The 18538-nt window shown below is 56.9% G+C and carries 21 protein-coding genes; 14 read left to right on the top strand and 7 right to left on the bottom strand.

Annotated elements, in window-relative coordinates; all coding sequences use genetic code 11:
- Positions 1-3: 3 nt before the first annotated feature.
- Positions 4-852: a DUF2189 domain-containing protein gene (locus ACR0DL_RS12350; RefSeq protein ID WP_480689438.1), complete on the top strand. Its 849-nt coding sequence runs from the start codon at positions 4-6 to the stop codon at positions 850-852.
- Here the strand turns inward: ACR0DL_RS12350 and ACR0DL_RS12345 are convergent.
- Together ACR0DL_RS12345 and ACR0DL_RS12340 are read right to left on the bottom strand one after the other, a co-directional pair.
- A complete protein-coding gene (locus ACR0DL_RS12345; RefSeq protein ID WP_170350310.1) occupies positions 849-2087 on the bottom strand; it encodes an adenylate/guanylate cyclase domain-containing protein in 1239 nt (412 codons plus the stop codon). The genes ACR0DL_RS12350 and ACR0DL_RS12345 overlap by 4 nt on opposite strands.
- Positions 2088-2152: 65 nt before the next feature.
- Entirely contained in the window at positions 2153-2605 is a 453-nt protein-coding gene (locus ACR0DL_RS12340) for a MarR family winged helix-turn-helix transcriptional regulator (protein ID WP_170359952.1), read from the bottom strand.
- Positions 2606-2662: 57 nt separating this feature from the next.
- On the opposite strand from ACR0DL_RS12340, the gene hmgA reads away from it, so the two are divergent.
- From hmgA to ACR0DL_RS12295, 9 genes are all read left to right on the top strand, one after another.
- Positions 2663-4018 carry a homogentisate 1,2-dioxygenase gene (hmgA, locus tag ACR0DL_RS12335; protein WP_170411419.1) on the top strand — a complete coding sequence of 452 codons (1356 nt, stop codon included), beginning with the start codon at positions 2663-2665 and terminating at the stop codon, positions 4016-4018.
- A gap of 7 nt (positions 4019-4025) precedes the next feature.
- Positions 4026-4649, top strand: a complete 624-nt coding sequence (locus ACR0DL_RS12330; RefSeq protein ID WP_480689435.1) for a LysE family translocator — start codon at positions 4026-4028, stop codon at positions 4647-4649.
- Between the two features lie 22 nt (positions 4650-4671).
- On the top strand, positions 4672-5928 hold the full coding sequence (fahA, locus tag ACR0DL_RS12325) for a fumarylacetoacetase (protein WP_480689433.1): 1257 nt from the start codon (positions 4672-4674) through the stop codon (positions 5926-5928).
- Positions 5929-5956: 28 nt separating this feature from the next.
- Complete coding sequence (locus ACR0DL_RS12320; RefSeq protein ID WP_170359943.1) at positions 5957-6433, top strand: DUF2059 domain-containing protein; 477 nt, start codon at positions 5957-5959, stop codon at positions 6431-6433.
- Positions 6433-7383, top strand: coding sequence for an MBL fold metallo-hydrolase (locus ACR0DL_RS12315; RefSeq protein ID WP_480658344.1), 951 nt, complete (start codon positions 6433-6435; stop codon positions 7381-7383). Before ACR0DL_RS12320 ends, ACR0DL_RS12315 begins: the two co-directional genes overlap by 1 nt.
- A gap of 135 nt (positions 7384-7518) precedes the next feature.
- Positions 7519-9129, top strand: a complete 1611-nt coding sequence (locus tag ACR0DL_RS12310; RefSeq protein ID WP_480689431.1) for an FAD-dependent oxidoreductase — start codon at positions 7519-7521, stop codon at positions 9127-9129.
- 4 nt (positions 9130-9133) lie between these two features.
- Positions 9134-9331, top strand: coding sequence for a DUF2783 domain-containing protein (locus tag ACR0DL_RS12305; RefSeq protein ID WP_170350302.1), 198 nt, complete (start codon positions 9134-9136; stop codon positions 9329-9331).
- A 4-nt stretch (positions 9332-9335) separates the two neighbouring features.
- Positions 9336-9974, top strand: a complete 639-nt coding sequence (gene maiA, locus ACR0DL_RS12300) for a maleylacetoacetate isomerase (protein ID WP_480689429.1) — start codon at positions 9336-9338, stop codon at positions 9972-9974.
- 89 nt (positions 9975-10063) lie between these two features.
- Positions 10064-10405, top strand: a complete 342-nt coding sequence (locus ACR0DL_RS12295) for a DOPA 4,5-dioxygenase family protein (protein WP_480689427.1) — start codon at positions 10064-10066, stop codon at positions 10403-10405.
- Here the strand turns inward: ACR0DL_RS12295 and ACR0DL_RS12290 are convergent.
- Positions 10402-12030, bottom strand: a complete 1629-nt coding sequence (locus ACR0DL_RS12290) for an acyl-CoA synthetase (RefSeq protein ID WP_480689425.1) — start codon at positions 12028-12030, stop codon at positions 10402-10404. The genes ACR0DL_RS12295 and ACR0DL_RS12290 overlap by 4 nt on opposite strands.
- A 221-nt stretch (positions 12031-12251) precedes the next feature.
- Here ACR0DL_RS12290 and ACR0DL_RS12285 point away from each other — a divergent pair, with 221 nt between their 5' ends.
- From ACR0DL_RS12285 to ACR0DL_RS12275, 3 genes are all read left to right on the top strand, one after another.
- A complete protein-coding gene (locus tag ACR0DL_RS12285; RefSeq protein WP_170350299.1) occupies positions 12252-13643 on the top strand; it encodes an aminotransferase family protein in 1392 nt (463 codons plus the stop codon).
- A 122-nt stretch (positions 13644-13765) separates the two neighbouring features.
- Positions 13766-14221: a hypothetical protein gene (locus ACR0DL_RS12280; RefSeq protein WP_170377416.1), complete on the top strand. Its 456-nt coding sequence runs from the start codon at positions 13766-13768 to the stop codon at positions 14219-14221.
- A gap of 117 nt (positions 14222-14338) precedes the next feature.
- Entirely contained in the window at positions 14339-15001 is a 663-nt protein-coding gene (locus ACR0DL_RS12275) for a hypothetical protein (RefSeq protein WP_480689423.1), read from the top strand.
- 124 nt (positions 15002-15125) lie between these two features.
- Here ACR0DL_RS12275 and rplT read toward each other — a convergent pair whose 3' ends face one another.
- The 4 genes from rplT to ACR0DL_RS12255 form a co-directional block, all read right to left on the bottom strand.
- Positions 15126-15491 (bottom strand): 50S ribosomal protein L20, encoded by a 366-nt coding sequence (rplT, locus tag ACR0DL_RS12270; RefSeq protein ID WP_152457001.1) that lies wholly within the window; start codon positions 15489-15491, stop codon positions 15126-15128.
- A 14-nt stretch (positions 15492-15505) separates the two neighbouring features.
- Positions 15506-15706, bottom strand: a complete 201-nt coding sequence (rpmI, locus tag ACR0DL_RS12265; protein ID WP_010443552.1) for a 50S ribosomal protein L35 — start codon at positions 15704-15706, stop codon at positions 15506-15508.
- A 182-nt stretch (positions 15707-15888) separates the two neighbouring features.
- The gene (locus tag ACR0DL_RS12260; protein WP_480689421.1) at positions 15889-17439 is read right to left on the bottom strand and encodes an alanine/glycine:cation symporter family protein; all 1551 of its coding nucleotides are present in this window, start codon (positions 17437-17439) and stop codon (positions 15889-15891) included.
- A 14-nt stretch (positions 17440-17453) separates the two neighbouring features.
- A complete protein-coding gene (locus ACR0DL_RS12255) occupies positions 17454-17891 on the bottom strand; it encodes a universal stress protein (protein ID WP_170359925.1) in 438 nt (145 codons plus the stop codon).
- Positions 17892-18090: 199 nt separating this feature from the next.
- Here ACR0DL_RS12255 and ACR0DL_RS12250 point away from each other — a divergent pair, with 199 nt between their 5' ends.
- On the top strand, positions 18091-18534 hold the full coding sequence (locus ACR0DL_RS12250; RefSeq protein WP_174818870.1) for an Lrp/AsnC family transcriptional regulator: 444 nt from the start codon (positions 18091-18093) through the stop codon (positions 18532-18534).
- The last annotated feature ends 4 nt before the right edge of the window (positions 18535-18538 follow it).

Raw genomic sequence — 18538 nt, 5'->3', positions numbered from 1 at the left:
GTCATGACATCCAAGACCGCTGGTTCCACGCCACCTGACAAACTGACGCCGCAGCAGCAGGCTATGCCCAAAGTCAACAAAGTAACCGCCGGTGATATCACTGCGTCGCTGAAGGCCGGGTTTTCCGACTTTTTAGCTCGCCCCTTAATGAGCGGTTTCTTCGGCCTCTTCTATGCGGTTTTCGGTATCGTGTTTGTTTGGGGTCTGGTCTGGCTCGGCAAGATTTGGATGATCATTCCCGCCATTGTAGGCTTTCCACTGGTCGCGCCGTTTGCCGCGGCCGGGCTTTATGAAATGTCCCGTCGGTTGCAAAAAGGGGAAAGCTTCGGCTGGTCTGAAATCCTCACCGTCATGGCCAATCAACGCAAGCGTGAACTGGGCTGGATGGCCTTCGTCACTCTGTTCGTTTTCTGGGTGTGGGTTTACCAGGTGCGGCTTTGGCTGGCGATTATCCTGCAGAATGCATCCTTCTCGGATTTTGACGGGTTCTTGAACACAGTCTTCTTCACGCCGCAGGGCTGGACTTTTCTGGCTGTTGGCACCTGCGTAGGCGGCTTTCTGTCTGCTGTGCTGTTCTCGGTGACCGTCATCGCCATGCCCATGCTGCTGGACCGGGAAACAAATTTTGTTTCTGCCATGATAACGTCCATTCGCGTCGTCACGGAAAACCCGGTGGTCATGCTTAGTTGGGCGGCGATCATCTCGGTCACCATGCTGTTATCGATGGTTCCGGCGTTTCTGGGCTTAATCTTTACTCTGCCGATCCTTGGCCACACCACCTGGCACCTGTATCAGCGGGCCGTTTCACCGGCAGAGAGCCAATCAATCCAGCCAGTTAAATGCCCCGACTAGGCCTCGGCGGCATTGTAGACCGTAAACAACTCTTTCGGCTCGGACACACCCCGCAACATGTAACGCCCAACCGAGATCAGGTCCTGACCGCAAGGCTGAGCCGCGCGGGCTACATCATCCGAGATCAGAATTCTCTGCCCCAGCGACCGGTGCATCCCAGCGATCCGTGCGGTCTGGTTTACTGCTGGCCCGATAACAGTGAAATCCAACCGGGTCTCGGACCCGATATTGCCATACAAAATCTCGCCTGCATGCAGGGCCAGAGTAAAGTTGGCCACTGGCAAACCGTTTGCCTTACGGCGGGCGTTTAGGGCCTCCATCCGCTGCTGCAACATCGGTACAGCCTTCAGCGCGGCGCGCGCGTCTTCGTCGATCTCGCCGACGTCGAACATCGCCATCAGCCCATCGCCCATGAATTTCAGAATATTGCCGTCATTGTCGTGAACGACACCAACGGCTACGGCCAGATAGTCATTCAGCATGTCGATGATTTCAGCACCCGGTAGCTCTTCGGAGAGGCTGGTGAATCCTTCCAGGTCAAAATTCCACATCACCGCATCGATCTGCTGCAGTGATCCCCGCCGGATTTCACCAGACAGCACCCGCCGTCCCGCATCGCGGCCCAGATAGACCCGCATCAAATCCTTGGAAACACGCGCACTTGCAGCAGATTTCAGCGCCAACCCCAGATGGGGCAAGGCTGTGTGGATCAATTCCAGATCTTTGTCCTCGAACCCCTTGGGGGCGTTCGATGTCCAAGACAACAGCACCCCGTCCACCGCCTTTTTGGCGTCTTTCGGAGCGTTGTGGGTGGGAACGTCAAAATTAACACCGGTGGCGTAATAGTCGGTCGCACCGATCTGACGCAGGTCGTTTAACAGGGGAAAACGGCTGGGCTCATTTTGATCGACCAGGCGTTCGCGGATCTCATCTATCTCATTGTTCAAGATCGCAAACAAAGGGCTTTGCTGCCATTGTTCGCTGGGTTGCTCGGAATACTCAAAGGTCTCGGATTCTCCGCCCCTGCCCTCGTACCAGCTGAACCCGGTCCCGCCGTAAACGGGATGCAAGGCCGACTGCGCGGCGTGAAAACGCATTAGCGGCACGCCAAGTTCCAAAAGTTTGTTGCAATAGCCATCCAGCAGCTCTTCTTTCGCTGCCCCTTCCAGGCCGCGTGTAACCAACCAGTCAATAAGATCATTGGATTTTGCCGTTTCGGCAGTCAGGGTCGTCATTTTTATATTTTTCCAGTGTCCGCTCTGGTTGTCATCTGGGGACCAGGGGCCGCGATTACCAGTGCTCAATCCATATGTGCCAGCCGCCGCAGCATATTGCGCAACAGCACGACTTCATCTGGGTTAAATTGGGCCGTCAGTTTTGCGTCATATTGCTCGGCAATACCGCTTAGCTCGCGATAGACGGATTGCCCCATGTGGGTCAACATCAGGTTTTCGACCCTACGGTCTGTTTCACTGCGATTGCGCACCAGGTACCGGCGGGACTCTAACCTGTGTACTGCGCGGCTGATCTTAGTCTTGTGCAATCGGGCGCGTTCGCCGATCTCTTTGGCAGTCATCTCTCCATAATTGCCCAGGTGAAACAGAACCCGCCATTCGGTGCGCAACATACCGTAACGATCCTTGTAGATCTGCTGGAACTCTAACGAGATTTCCTCGGCCGCGCGGTTCAGCAGATAGGGCAGGAAATCTTGCAGATCAAAGCCATCATTTTCGCTGAATTGATCATCTGTCATGCTTGTTAGTTACAAAAACAACTATTATTCCTCAAGCAGCAAATGGAGGAACACAGGATGAACCATCCGACTGATCCGCATAAAATGACCCAGGCCAGCACGCCCGTGGGCACCCATGCAGGCTATATGCCTGGCTTTGGAAATGACTTTGAAACCGAGGCCTTGCCCGGCGCGTTACCGCAGGGAATGAACAGCCCGCAGCGCTGTAATTATGGCCTTTATGGCGAACAGCTTAGCGGAACAGCCTTTACCGCCAACCCGCCCGAGCGGACGTGGTGTTACCGCATCCGGCCCTCGGTCAAGCATTCGCATCGCTACGAGAAGATCGACCTGCCCTATTGGAAATCCGCGCCTTGCGTTGATCCGGATGTGATCAGCCTGGGCCAGTATCGCTGGGATGCAGTGCCTCATTCCGATCAGGGGCTGACCTGGTTGACGGGCATGCGCACGATGACCACGGCGGGCGATGTGAACACGCAGGTGGGCATGGCCAGCCATATCTATCTGGTTACCGAGTCGATGGTGGATGCCTACTTCTTCTCAGCCGATTCCGAGCTGCTGGTGGTGCCGCAGGAAGGCCGCCTGCGCTTTGCCACCGAGCTGGGGATTATTGATCTGGAACCTAAAGAGATCGCCATCATCCCGCGCGGACTGGTCTATCGCGTCGAGGTACTGGAAGGCCCCGCACGTGGCTTTGTCTGCGAGAATTACGGTCAGAAATTCGAGATGCCCGGTCGTGGCCCGATCGGCGCCAATTGCATGGCCAATCCGCGAGACTTCAAAGCCCCGGTGGCGGCGTTTGAAGACCGCGAGGTGCCCTCGACAGTGACCGTCAAATGGTGCGGGCAGTTCCACACCACCAAGATCGGCCAAAGCCCGCTGGACGTGGTCGCGTGGCACGGCAACTATGCGCCCTACAAATACGATCTGCGCACCTATTGCCCGGTCGGCGCGATCCTGTTTGATCACCCCGACCCGTCGATCTTTACTGTGCTGACTGCGCCCTCGGGGCAGCCGGGCACGGCCAATATCGACTTTGTCCTGTTCCGCGAACGCTGGATGGTGGCCGAGGATACGTTCCGCCCACCGTGGTATCACAAAAACATCATGTCCGAACTGATGGGCAACATCTACGGTCAGTATGACGCCAAACCGCAGGGCTTTGTTCCCGGCGGGATGAGCCTGCATAACATGATGCTGCCGCACGGGCCGGATCGCGAGGCGTTTGAAAAGGCCTCGAATGCCAACCTGGGCCCCGACAAGCTGGACAACACCATGTCCTTCATGTTCGAGACCCGCTTTCCACAACATCTGACGCCTTTTGCCGCCAACGAGGCCCCCTTGCAGGACGATTACATTGACTGCTGGACCTCTCTTGAGAAAAAGTTCGACGGAACCCCTGGCAAAAAGTGAGGCTGAGATGAGCTTTGATATCTGGATCACCTACGTCGTCACCGTCTTGCTGCTGATGAGCACACCCGGCCCCAGCCAATTGCTGATGCTGTCCAATTCCGCAACCAATGGCCTGAAACGCGGCGTGTTCACGGCAGCCGGAGACCTGACGGCCAATCTGCTGCAAATGCTGGCTGCTGGGCTTGGTCTGGCCGCGATCATTGCGACATCGGGCACAGCGCTGGCGGTGATCAAATGGCTAGGCGTGGCCTATCTGGTGTTCCTTGGGGTGAAGATGATCGTAAAGGCGGACCGCAAGACCACGCAGACCGCGCCGCGCGCCAGCCGCAAGGCGCTTTGGATGCAGGGCTTTATTACTTCAGCAGCCAATCCCAAGGCTGTGGTGTTCTTCGCGGCCTTGTTCCCGCTATTCATTGACGGCGCGCTGCCGTTCTGGCCGCAATTCGCAATCCTCTCTGCCACCTATCTGACCATCGACGGGCTGTTTTTGACCGCCTATGGCGGCAGCGCCAGCTGGCTGGCTATGCGGCTCAAGGGTTCTGCGCGGCTGTGGCTGGATCGGGCTGGCGGCGGGTTCATGATAGTGGCCGCGCTTTTGCTGGGGCTAAAATCCTTGCGCGACGCGCAATAGATCAGACAAACAAGGATCACAGATGCCTTTGATGAAATCCTGGGTGGCCTCGGCCAATGACGCGGCCCACCCTTTTCCACTGAACAACCTGCCCTATGGCGTGTTTTCGACCGGGGGCGACGAGCCCCGCTGTGGTGTCGCCATCGGAGACTTGATCCTGGATGTCACCACGGCTGAAGCCGAGGGTTTGATCGAACTGTCCGATGAGCCACTGTTTGACCTGCCCTTTTGGAACCCGCTGATGGAGCAAGGCCCCGCCGTCTGGGCTGCCCTGCGCGATCGGTTGACAGATTTGCTGACCGAAGGGTCGGAAGAGCAAGACAAGGTCGAACCCCTGCTTATCGCGCAGTCAGAGGCTGAAATGCACATGCCGTTTGCCGTCAGCGAATACACCGATTTCTACGCGGGACGGCATCACGCCCAGAATGTCGGAACCATGTTCCGCGGCCCGGAAAACGCGCTGCCGCCGAACTGGCTACACATCCCGATCGGTTATAACGGCCGGGCGTCGTCAGTTGTTGTCTCGGGTACGGACATTCGCCGCCCCTGGGGTCAGCTGAAAGGGCCGAATGACGACACGCCCCGCTTTGCCCCCTCGGCACGGTTCGATATCGAGCTTGAGATGGGCGCCATCGTCGGCACCCCGTCGGAGGGTCCGATCTCGGTGCAGGAGGCGGATGACAACATCTTTGGCTACGTCCTGCTGAACGACTGGTCCGCGCGTGATATCCAGGCCTGGGAATACCAGCCTCTCGGCCCGTTTCAGGCCAAGGCCACGGCCACTTCGATCAGCCCGTGGATCATCACCAAAGCGGCGTTGGAGCCGTTCCGCTGCGACACTCCGGAACGTGAGGTCGAACTGCTGGATCACCTGAAAGATTGCGGCCCGATGCTGTATGATATCGATCTGGAAATCTCAATGGCGCCCAATGGCAAGGCCGCCACAACCATCGCGCGGACCAATTACAAGGAAATGTACTATTCAGCCGCGCAGCAACTGGCGCATCACACCACATCCGGCTGCCCGATGAACACCGGCGATCTGCTGGGGTCTGGCACCATTTCGGGTCCAACTAAGCCCGAACGCGGCTCACTGCTGGAGCTAAGCTGGGGAGGAAAGGAACCCCTGACACTGGACAGCGGTGAATCCCGCAGTTTCATCGAAGATGGCGACACGTTAGAGTTGAAGGGCGCTGCCAAAGGTGACGGTTACACGATTGGCTTCGGCAATTGCACCGGAACCGTTCTCGCCGCGCTCGACACCCCATATGCACGATGAAACGTGCCCAAACGTGATTGGATCAAACGTGACCCTGAAAACTCTTGTTGCTTCTCTGATACTGGCCATCGGGTTCAGCCATTCGGCCTTGGCCGCCGATAATCAAGCCTTAGCCGAGGAATATGTGAAGTTGCCGGATGTGCAATTGATGATGGACAACATGTTCTCACCCGAAGGTATGGCAGCGCAGGTTGCGGCCACTCTTCCGCCGGGCGTTACTGTGACGGAGGATCAGTTGCAGCGTATTGGTGTTGTGATGTCTGGCGCGATGCAAAGCCTGCGTCCGAAATTGGAACAGCAGATGATCGACAGCAGCGCTGACTTGTTCTCGGCCGAAGAACTGTCTGCATTGATCGATTTCTACGGATCAGAGCATGGCAGCGCCATCATGGGCAAAATGCAGCCGTTCATGCAGCAAACCATGGGAGCCCTGTCCGCTGACATGCAGCGCGTGACGTTACAAGTCACACCTGAGTTGGCAAAGATCCTGCAGGAAACAAACTGATGACAAAGGCCTTCGCCTCGCAATCGGATCTTTCTGAGAAGGCGATCTCGTTCACCGAAATTGGCGAGGGCCTATATGCCTTTACAGCGCAGGGCGATCCAAATTCCGGCGTAATCATCGGCGACGACAGCGTGATGATTATCGAAGCACAAGCCACACCGCAGCTGGCACGCAAGGTGATCGACTGCGTGCGTTCGGTCACGGATAAGCCGATTACACATTTGGCGCTGACGCATTATCATGCGGTCCGTGTACTGGGCGCCAGTGCCTACGAGGCGCAGCAGATCATCATGTCGGACAAGGCCCGCGCTATGGTTGCCGAACGCGGGCAAGAGGATTGGGATAGCGAGTTTCAGCGCTTTCCCCGCCTGTTTGAAGGGCACGAAAGCATTCCCGGCCTGACATGGCCCACGACTTCATTTCGGGACAGGATGACTGTTTATCTGGGCAATCGCAGGGTCGACCTCATGCACCTGGGTCGCGCCCACACTGCCGGGGACATCGTGATTCATGTGCCAGACCAGAACGTAATGTTCACTGGCGACATCGTCGAATATCATTCCGCCTGCTACTGCGGTGACGGGCATTTCGGCGACTGGGGCGGTACGCTGGACGCAATCAAGGCGTTTGATCTGAATGCCATCGCCCCGGGGCGCGGAGATGCGCTGATCGGGGCAGACATGGTGAACGCAGCGATTGAAAGCACCCGCGACTTCGTCAACAGCACCTACCGACCGGCGGCACGGGTCGCCGCGTGTGGCGGCACCTTAAAACAGGCCTGGGAAGCTGTGCGCGCTGAATGCGACCCCAAATTCGCCGACTATGCGATCTATGAACACTGTTTGCCCTTCAACGTCGCGCGCGCCTATGACGAGGCACGCGGCATTGACACCCCACGCATCTGGACCGCCCAGCGCGACCTTGAGATGTGGTCGAATCTGCAAAGTTAAGGACATTCCGTCGCATTTGATCCAGATCGTTTTGCGTCGGAAAAATCAATGAAAGCATTGGGCAAGGTCTCGGGCGTGGCCGCGTCAGAGGACAAGAGATTTGCGTCTTGCGCGCATATGTATCGGGGAGAACCCATGAACAAGATTTTCGAAGTCCCACTTTACGCCTACGAACGCAGCCCGGATCAGGACGCTGCCATCGCCATCCGGCACAAGGTCATTGTGGTCGGTGCCGGGCCGGTCGGGCTGGTCACTGCGATAGATCTGGCCCAGCAAGGTGTCCCGGTCGTGGTGTTGGATGACAATGACAAGGTCAGCTTCGGCAGCCGGGCCATCTGCTTTTCGCAACGTACACTGGATATTGCTGACCGTCTGGGCGCGGGTAGTCCCATGGTGGACAAGGGCGTGCAGTGGAATGTCGGCAAGGTCTATTTCGACAATCGCCAGGTCTATGAGTTCAATCTGCAACCCAACACGGGTTTTGCAAACCCGGCCTTCATCAATCTTCAGCAATACTATTTCGAAAATGCTTTGGTCGACCGTGTGCGGCAATTGCAGGCTTCGGGCGCGCCCATCGAAATCCGTGGGCGCAACAAGGTCGAGGCCATCGGCACCCATGACACCCACGTGGTGCTTGAGGTCGAAACCCCCGAGGGGCCCTATAACGTCGAAGCCGAGTGGCTGATTGCCTGCGACGGTGCCAGCTCTCCGACCCGTCGCATGCTGGGGCTGGATTTCGATGGCCGCGTCTTCGAAGACAACTTCCTGATCGCCGACGTGGTGATGGAGGCCGATCTCCCAACCGAGCGCTGGTTCTGGTTCGATCCGCCGTTCAATCGCGGGCAATCGGCTCTGTTGCACAAGCAGCCCGACAATGTCTGGCGCATTGACCTGCAATTGGGTTGGGACATCGACAAAGAGCGCGAAAAACGCCCCGAGAATGTCATCCCCCGCCTCAAAGCGATGCTGGGCGAGGATGTGGATTTCGATCTGGAATGGGTATCGGTGTATACGTTCCAATGCCGCCGGATGGAGCGGTTCCGCCATGGGCGCGTTCTGTTTGCCGGGGACAGCGCCCATCAGGTCAGCCCGTTTGGGGCACTTGGGGCAAACACAGGAATTCAGGACGCTGATAACCTGTGCTGGAAATTGAAACTGGTTCTGGACGGCAAAGCGCCCGAGCTTTTGCTGGACAGCTATAGCCGCGAGCGAGTGCAGGCAGCGGATGAGAATATCACGAAATCCAGCCGCTCGACCGACTTCATCACGCCGAAGTCCCAGATGTCGCGACTGTTGCGGGACGCGGTTCTGGACCTCAGCGAACATTTCCAATTTGCCCGCCCACTGGTCAATTCCGGACGGTTGAGCACGCCCTGCGCCTATCAGGGGTCTTCGCTCAGCTCAGCCGATGCACTGGACGGCCCGGATATCACGCGACCGGGCTCGGCCTGCCCGGATGCGCCGCTGGGCGATGAATTCTTGTTGCCAAAATTGGCAGGCAAGTTCACCCTGTTGACCATTGACGCCGACGCCCCCGAGCGGATCGAAGAAGACGGGGTTGAAGCCACCCGGCTTGCGTTGTCGGTCAAGGATGACCTGACGCTGGAACTCAAGCGTCGGTATCTGGGCGATGCCGCCAGCGCGGTCTATCTGATCCGCCCCGACCAGCATGTTGCCGCGCGGCGTGACAGCTACGAAGAAAACGCATTCCGGCAGGCGATCCGCCGGGCCACCGGCAAGGAGTAAGAAAATGACAGATCTGATCCTCACCCCCAATCTCGACAATGCCGATGATTTCTATGCCGGACTACTGGCCGCCCATGACGGGTTGGACAAATCCGCAAGCGACGCGCTGAACGCGCGTCTGGTTCTGGTTTTGGCGAACCATATCGGGGACTCCGACGTGCTGAACCAGGCAGTCGAAGCCGCGGCCCTTAGAGAGACCTGAAACAATGGGCGAAGTGGTTCTTTTTGATTTCTGGCGCTCATCGGCCAGCTACCGGGTGCGCATGGCGCTGAATTTGGCGGGAATTGCCTATCGCTCTGTCTTTGTTGATCTAAAGGCCGGGGACCAGAAGTCACAAGACCATTTTGCGCGTAACCCGCAGGGGCTGGTTCCGGTGCTGGATATTGACGGGCTGCGATTGACGCAATCTTTGGCAATCATCGACTATCTGGATCAAAGCCGGGGGTTGGGCTTATTGCCTGCCGAACCCGCATTGCGCGCCAAGGCAACGGCGCTGGCACACTCCATCGCGGTGGACATCCACCCAGTCTGCAACCTGTCGGTGGCGCAATATGCCACAACGCTGAGCAACGGTGCCGAAGGGATGCCGGGCGATTGGATGCGCCACTTCATCCGACCCGGCCTGCTGGCCTTTGAAACGCTGCTGGCAGGATTTGACCAGACACCCTATTGCACGGGCAGCAGCCCAGGGCTGGCCGATCTATGCTTGATGCCGCAGCTCTATAATGCACAGCGCTGGCAGGTTGATTTGTCAGACCTGCCCCGCCTCCTTGCAGTCGAGGCCGCCTGTGCCGACCATCCCGCCTTTGCCGCGGCACATCCGGATGCGAATGCCCCTACTTAACTCGGCGCACAGGGTATGTGTGCCGATGAGGATAGGAATGACTGCAAGTTCGACCTAGGTTTTCTGTGAAACAGATGGATGAGGTCACCATGCCCGAGATCACTGGCTATCACGTCCATGTCTATTTTGACGCGGAAACTGTGGATGTGGCACGACGGGTTTGCGAAGAAGCGGCAGGGCTGTTTTCTATTGATATGGGTCGCGTGCATGAACGCAATGTCGGCCCTCACCCACGCTGGAGCTGCCAGCTGGCCTTTGCACCGGACGCGTTCGATCAGGTCATTCCGTGGCTGATGCTGAACCGGCAGGGCCTGACCATCTTCACCCACCCCGAAACCGGACAGCACCTTGAGGATCATCGGAACCGGGCCATCTGGATGGGTGAGATGCTTGAGCTGAACCTTTCGATCTTTGACAAGATGGGCGCTTAGGTCAGCTTACGCGCCTGATCCCTCAGCACAAACTTCTGAACCTTCCCAGTTGAGGTTTTGGGCAAGGTTCCGAACACCACAGTCTTAGGCGTTTTGAAATGGGCCATGTTATCCCGGCAGAATGCGATCAACTCCGCCTCGGTCACGGTGGCGTCAGGCTTTAGCTCGACAAAGGCGCAGGGGGTTTCGCCCCATTTTTCGTCAGGCCGCGCCACTACAGCGGCCTCCATCACTGCTGGGTGTTTGTACAGGATGCCTTCGACCTCGACCGATGAGATATTCTCGCCCCCTGAAATGATGATGTCCTTGGACCGATCCTTAAGCGCGATATAGCCGTCGGGATACATCACCCCCAGATCGCCCGAAGCAAACCAACCGCCGTTAAAGGCTTTGTCCGTTGCCTCGGGATTTTTCAGATAGCCCTTCATCACCACGTTGCCCTGCATGAAAATCTCACCCATGGTTTCGCCATCGGCAGGTACAGGTTCTAGCGTTTCAGGGTCGGCCACCATCAGGCCCGACAGGGCCGAATAGCGCACCCCCTGCCGCACCTTCAGCGCCGCGCGTTCCTGTGCATCCTTGGTGTTCCATTCGTCTTTCCAGGCGCAGACCACCGATGGGCCATAGGTCTCGGTCAGACCATACACATGGGTCACCTCGACCCCCATGGCCTCCATCGCCTCGATCACAGCTGCGGGTGGCGGGGCGCCCGCTGTCATCACCTTGATCTGATGATCGAAGTCTTTCAACTCATCCGGTGCATGGGCCAGCATATTCAGCACAATTGGCGCGCCGCAGAAATGTGTGACCTTCTCATCCCTAAAGGCAGTATATATCGGTTCGGCACGCACCGCGCGCAGACAGACCGAAACGCCCGCATTGGCCGCCATCGCCCATGGAAAACACCAGCCATTGCAATGGAACATCGGCAAGGTCCACAGATAGACTGCATGCTTCGGCATATCCCAATCCAACAAGTCCGACTGTGCGTTCAGCGCCGCGCCCCGATGGTGATAAACCACGCCTTTCGGATTGCCCGTTGTCCCGGACGTGTAATTCAGCGTGATCGCGTCCCATTCGTCTTCGGGCAAAGACCACTCAAATTCCGGATCGCTGTCTGCCAGCAAGGCATCATAAGTCAGGTTGCCCAACTTTTCTCCGCCCTCAAAACTGGCGTCTTCGATATCAATGACCAGCAGGTCGTGGTCGACCTGTTTCAGCGCCTCTTTCACCACACCCGAAAATTCGGGATCGACCAGCAGCACCTTGGATTCCGCATGATTAAGGATGAAGGCAATGATCGCCGCATCCAATCGCGTGTTGATCGCGTTCAAAACGGCACCGGCCATGGGCACGCCAAAATGTGCCTCGTACATTTCAGGGATATTGGCGGCAATAATCGACACAGTGTCGCCCTGCCCTATTCCACGTGCGACCAATGCGCCCGCCAGACGGCGGCATCGGGCATAGGTCTCGGCCCAGCTATACCGGCGATCACCATACACAACCGAGGGGTAATCAGGGTAAACCTGCGCTGTGCGCTCGAGAAAGCTCAACGGGGACAACGGCACATAGTTGGCCCGGCATTTGTCCAGATGACGCTCGTAAATTTGTGTGGCTCCCATCCGCTGATCCTCCCAATCGCGATTTGCGCGAATTGAGCACAAAGTTGAGCCCCTGACAAACCCGTAAAAATACGTCTCAGGAATGGACTGGCAATACGGGATGGTGCAATCTGGCCCTATCTCCGACAGGCCATTCAAGGTGATCTGAGCCATCGAAAACATCTGCCGGTTCGGGATAGCCCCTGCAATCCGTGCAACGAGCTTTATTGAAAGGACATGTCATGGACGGCACGTTCAACGAAAACGATCTTTCCCGCGTAGTCGAAGCCGACCGCGCCCACATCTGGCATCACCTGATCCAGCATAAACCCTTTGAAACCAATGACCCACGCATCATTGTCGAAGGCAAGGGCATGCGCGTTTGGGATCAAAAGGGCAAAGAGCATCTGGACGCCGTGTCCGGCGGTGTTTGGACCGTCAACGTTGGCTATGGCCGCGAATCAATCTGTAAGGCGGTCTACGAACAGCTGATGAAGCTGTGCTATTTCGCCAATACCGCAGGTTCGATCCCCGGTTCGATTTTTGCCGAAATGCTGATCGACAAAATGCCGGGCATGAGCCGGGTGTACTACACCAACTCGGGCTCTGAGGCGAACGAGAAGGCCTTCAAGATGGTCCGTCAGATCGCGCATAAGCGCTATGGCGGCAAAAAGACCAAAATCCTGTACCGCGACCGTGACTATCACGGCTCGACCTTGGCGACCATGTCGGCAGGCGGTCAGGACGAGCGCAACGCCCAGTACGGCCCCTTCGCGCCCGATTTCGTGCGCGTGCCCCACTGCATGGAGTACCGCAAGCACGAGCTGGACGGCGCGCCCGAAGAAAACTTTGGCGTCTGGGCCGCAGATCAGATCGAAGAGGTCATCCTGCGCGAAGGTCCCGACACCGTTGGCGCACTGTGCCTTGAGCCGGTAACCGCAGGCGGCGGCGTGATCGAAGCGCCCGAAGGCTATTGGCAGCGCGTGCAGGAAATCTGCAAGAAATACGACGTGCTGCTGCATATCGACGAAGTGGTCTGCGGCGTCGGTCGTACGGGCACTTGGTTCGGCTATCAGCAATACGGCATCAAGCCGGACTTCGTGACCATGGCCAAAGGCGTTGCCTCGGGCTATGCGGCGATTGCCTGCATGGTCACCACCGAGGAAGTCTTTGACATGTTCAAGGACGATGCCGCTGATCCGATGAGCTATTTCCGCGACATCTCGACCTTTGGTGGCTGCACCGCCGGCCCGGCAGCTGCGGTTGAAAACATGCGCATCATTCAGGACGAAAACCTGCTGGGCAACTGCGCCGACATGGGTGACCGTATGATGGGCAACCTGCAGGCGCTGATGGAAAAGCACAAGGTCATCGGCGACGTGCGCGGCAAGGGCCTGTTCCTGGGTGCCGAGCTGGTCGCAGACCGTTCAACCAAAGAGCCGATGGACGAAAAAAAGGTTCAGGCCGTTGTGGCTGATTGTATGGCGCAAGGCGTCATCATCGGTGCCACCAACCGCTCGATCCCCAGCCGCAACAACACGCTGTGCTTCTCGCCCGCGCTGATCGCAACGGCAGATGACATCGACCAGATCACCGACGCCGTCGACGGCGCGCTGGGTCGTGTGTTCGGCTAAGTCGCTGCACAAAGCTTATGGAAACCGGCGCTTTCGGCGCCGGTTTTTTTGTTTCAAAACCATGGTTTGCCAATTTCCAGAACTCGGGTAGCCTGATGGCACCCTTTGCAGGAGATCGCCCCATGACACTCAACCTTTTCCGCAGCATTGCCGCCGCCCTTGTGCTAGCCCTTGCAGCCCCTGCCAGCGCCGAAGACGGCAGCGGCTTCCCTCAGATCGTCGGCACATGGCATGGCACCTATCTGGTGGCCTTCGCCAAATCGAACCCCAACCACGAGAAAGGCCTGCTACAGACCGAGATGGAGTTGGAAGTCACCAAATTGGACGGCAACCTGATCACCGCCACCAACCGCTGGCGGCGCATTGGTGACAAGGAATGGATCGTCGAGGAAGCAATGGGCACCTTCAGCCTGGATGACCCCACCCGGTTCGTATTGGCTGAGGCCGGGATATCGGGGGATGACGTCTCGGCTGGGATTTTCAACGGTGTCTATCTGGATGACGTGATCATGGTCACCTATGCGGGACCGGGAACCGGCGTGGCCTTTGCAGCGCAGTTGGTGAAGAAGGGCAACTAGCCACGCCGAATGCGTTAGACATGAAAATGATAAACTAAGTTTTCCCCAATCCTGTGCATGATGCATTTCATTCCTCTTGCACGATCACGTAAGTTTGCTCTTACCGGGAGTTTGAGAATGAAGGCTGACAGCAGCTTAAAACGCTACTCCGTGTATCTTTCACTGGCTCTAACCTTCATCTCGGCGTGCTCAACAACACCAAAAAATGAAGAACTGCCGTTAACAGTGATGCCTTCGACTGGAACGGTTGAGTTCAGGCAACTTGCTTCTGTTTTCAGTTCGACTTGCCTTGCAAGTTTTCCAGACACCCAAAAAACAATCGAACAGTTTGAAAAACTTGGCTTTCAGGAAGTCGAATCCAAACGACCGTCCGAGGGGAATTACTGGCAACTTGTCGGCAATAGAATGCAAATAAACTCTACGGTAGGCCAGCGGGTTATAATCCTCACCGGCACCCGAAGGGCGGGCAATGGTTCTACCATACAAAATGTTTGTAACGTCCGAGCTGAATTGAAGAATCCCGAGACCCACAGTGATACCTCTCTCGTTTTCACTATGCTGAGCGGTAACGAAGTCTCCTTAAATCCGATCGACGGACACGAGTTTTCCAAATCAGGAGAGTTGCTGACTCAGGATGGCATTGCGAACGTTAGTTTCCGACAGTCGCGATGGATAAACAGAACAACAAAAGGGCGTCTACCCGAAGAATGCAATGGCCTTTCTGACTGTATCACCTGGGGCGAGGCAACGCTTGAAGTGTGGGTGAACACTGATGAATGATGCTTTCAAACGGAAGGTATCGTTGCAGCCCAAAATGGGTTCAGGGCTACCTAGCCAGGGTTCAGCTGCAAAAAAAGGCCGCCCCAAAGGGACGGCCTTTCATTCACTGTCTCTTTTCAGAGGATCAGGCAGTCAGAGCGGCCTGAGCTTTGGCGACGATCGCGCCGAACGCTTCCGGTTCGTGCACGGCCAGGTCGGCCAGAACTTTGCGGTCCACTTCGATACCGGCCAGGTTCAGGCCGTTGATGAAGCGGGAATATGTCAGTGCTTCGTCATGCGAACGGACAGCAGCGTTGATACGCTGGATCCACAGCGCGCGGAAGTTGCGCTTGCGGTTCTTACGGTCGCGGGTTGCGTACTGGTTGGCCTTGTCGACGGCCTGACGGGCAACCTTGAAGGTGCTCTTGCGGCGGCCATAGTAACCTTTGGCTGCCTTAATGACCTTCTTGTGACGGGCGTGAGTTACGGTTCCACCTTTAACGCGGGACATCTCTTAATCTCCTCTTAGCGGTCGTAGGGCATGTAGCCCTTGACGATCTTGGCGTCGGGGGCGGACAGGGTGGTGTTGCCACGGGCATCGCGGATGAATTTCTTGGTCCGCTTAATCATGCCGTGCCGTTTGCCGGCCTGGCCAGCAAGGACCTTACCGGTCGCAGTCACCTTAAAGCGCTTCTTGGCGCTCGACTTTGTCTTCATCTTAGGCATTTCCGTCTCCTTTCGGGGTTCGGTACTTGACGCGACTCGGCATGCCACATTGGCCGGTCACGCGATCAGAAGCGCCGTTTACGCAAGTTCTTCCATACTGGCAAGGGGGTTTTGACCAGAATCTGCGCTTTTCGCAGGGTGGTCAGGCACCGGGGCAGTGTTGGCTGCCCCGGTGGAGTGATTTAGTGCTCGAATTTGCGGATTTCGCCGCTTTTCAGGCGGGATGCATAGCTGGCCAGCTCTTCGCGCACCACTTTCATCAGGAAGTAGAGCGCAAAGACGTTCACAACCGCCATTGCAAAGATCGCCGCATCCGAGAAGTCGATGACCGGACCAAGGTTGGCCGCCGCGCCGATGACAACGAAGATGCAGAAGATGACCTTGAACACCAGCTCTTTGGTGTGTCCTTCGCCGAACAGATAAGTCCAGGCCTTGAGGCCATAATAGGACCAGCTGATCATGGTCGAGAAGGCAAACAGAACCACCGCGATCGCCAGAACATAGGGGAACCAGCTGAACGCACTGCCAAACGCCGCGGACGTCAGGCTGACACCCGAATTACCGTCAACGGTGGCAATAGCTGAACCATCTTCGGTCAGCATGTAAAGGCCGGTCTCCGGGTCGATGATCAGCTGCTGAGTGATGATGATCACCAATGCAGTCATTGTACAGATCACGACCGTATCGATGAACGGCTCAAGCAGCGACACGAAGCCCTCGGTGATCGGCTCTTTGGTCCGCACGGCCGAGTGGGCAATCGCCGCAGAACCAACGCCCGCCTCGTTCGAGAACGCGGCACGGCGGAAGCCCTGGATCAGCGCCCCAACCATACCGCCTGCGATGCCGAGGCCAGTGAAGGCACCCGCAAAGATCTGGCCGAAGGCCCAGCCGATCTGGTCTGCGTGCATGATGATGATCACTAGTGCTGCCGCCACGTACATAACACCCATGAACGGCACGACCTTTTCGGTGACGCGCGCGATGGATTTCAGGCCGCCCACGATCACTGCAAACACGATACCGGCGAAGACCAGGCCTGTAATCCAGCCCGGATAATCCCCGACGATGCCTGCAATCTGTTGGTGCGCCTGATTGGCCTGGAACATGTTGCCCCCGCCCAGCGCGCCAAGAATACAGAAGATCGAAAACAGAACAGCCAGGATCTTACCGCCCGGCAAGCCCAGCTCACTGAACCCTTTGGACATGTAATACATCGGGCCACCGGAAACGGTGCCGTCGTCGTATTCGTTGCGGTATTTCACGCCCAGCGTACACTCAGTGAATTTCGACGCCATGCCCAGCAGGCCCGCGACGATCATCCAGAACGTGGCGCCCGGCCCGCCGATCCCGACGGCCACCGCCACACCAGCGATGTTGCCCAAACCGACCGTTCCTGAAAGCGCCGTGGCCAACGCCTGAAAGTGGCTGACCTCACCCGCATCGTTGGGATCGGAATAGTCGCCTTTCACAAGGCTGATCGCGTGACTAAAGAACCGCAGCTGCACAAAGGCAAAATACAGCGTGAACACTGTGGCCGCGACGACCAGCCAACCCACGATCCAAGGGAAGCTAGTGCCCGGAAACGGGGCAAAGATAAAGCTAACGAACGGCCCGGTGAAATCAGCAAAGGCTTGGTTGATCTTGTCGTCCAGACCCGGCGCCTCTTGGGCTAAAGCGGGGCTGGCGAACAGGGCAGCCGCTGTGGCAAAGCCCAGTTTTTTAAGCATATTCATTCTCGTCCCTCCGCTCAGTTCACAACGGTGACCGGTACATCGGCATGCATGACCAGATTCTGGGTCGAGCTGCCAAAGAGCCGTTTCTTGAACCCATCCGCCGAGGCGCGCCCGACGACGATCTGGGTACCACCGTTTTCGACTGTGATCGCGTTCAGCGTTTCAGCCACGTCACCATGGCGTACAATGCCATGGGCCGTAAAACCGGCCGCGTTCAAAGCTTCCACCGCAGGGGTGACGATCCGTGTCGAGGCCAATTCGACCTCTTCCTCGCGCCGCTTATGGCGCAGGGCATTTTCTTCAGGTGTCTGAAAAGTAAATGGGGACCATTCGATCACATAAACCACAAGCAACTCGCATGAACCGATGCGCCCTGCCAAATCCTTGGCAAAAGCGATCGCGCGCTCCCCGGTCTCTGTCCCGTCCAGTCCAATGACAATTTTTGTTGTCATGTCGGTTCTCCAATTTTTTTTCGTTGGGTCGAGGCCCGTGCCCTCGACAAGACAGCCAAACTTGGAACACATTGACGCAGCTGTCTTCAGATAAGTATCAGGAATAATCACTAGGAATTGGGGATTATTTTAGTCTATATTCAGTGAAAAATGTCGTCTTGCGCTAAAATTTCAGGGATTTTTACTGATCGATAGAGAATTGGACAAAATAGACCAACGCATCCTGCAAGAGCTGGAAATCAACGGAAGGTTGTCGATCGTCGATCTTGCGGCACGTGTCAACCTGACCAATACCCCCTGTTCCGAGCGGGTCAAGCGCTTAGAAAAAAACGGGTACATCAAAGGCTATTGTGCCATCGTCGATAAAGAGCGAATGGGGCTAGCCTTGGTCACCGTTGTGCAGGTTTCACTGGCCGCGACGGCGGAGCAATCTCTTGGCAGGTTCAATGACGCTGTCCGCAATATTCCAGAAATTGAAAGCTGCTTAATGGTGGCGGGATCGTTTGACTATCTCCTGACAGTCCGCACGCGGGATATCACGCACTTCCGCGATATCCTCGGTGAGAAAATAAATAAGCTGCCTGGAATTCACCAGACAAGCTCATTTACTGTAATGGAGATCGTAAAAAGCCCTGTCGCTTGACAAG

This window comes from Ruegeria sp. BB5, from assembly GCF_056539405.1.
Note: the sequence above shows the minus strand (reverse complement) of the source record. Positions and strands in the feature narration are given on the sequence as shown.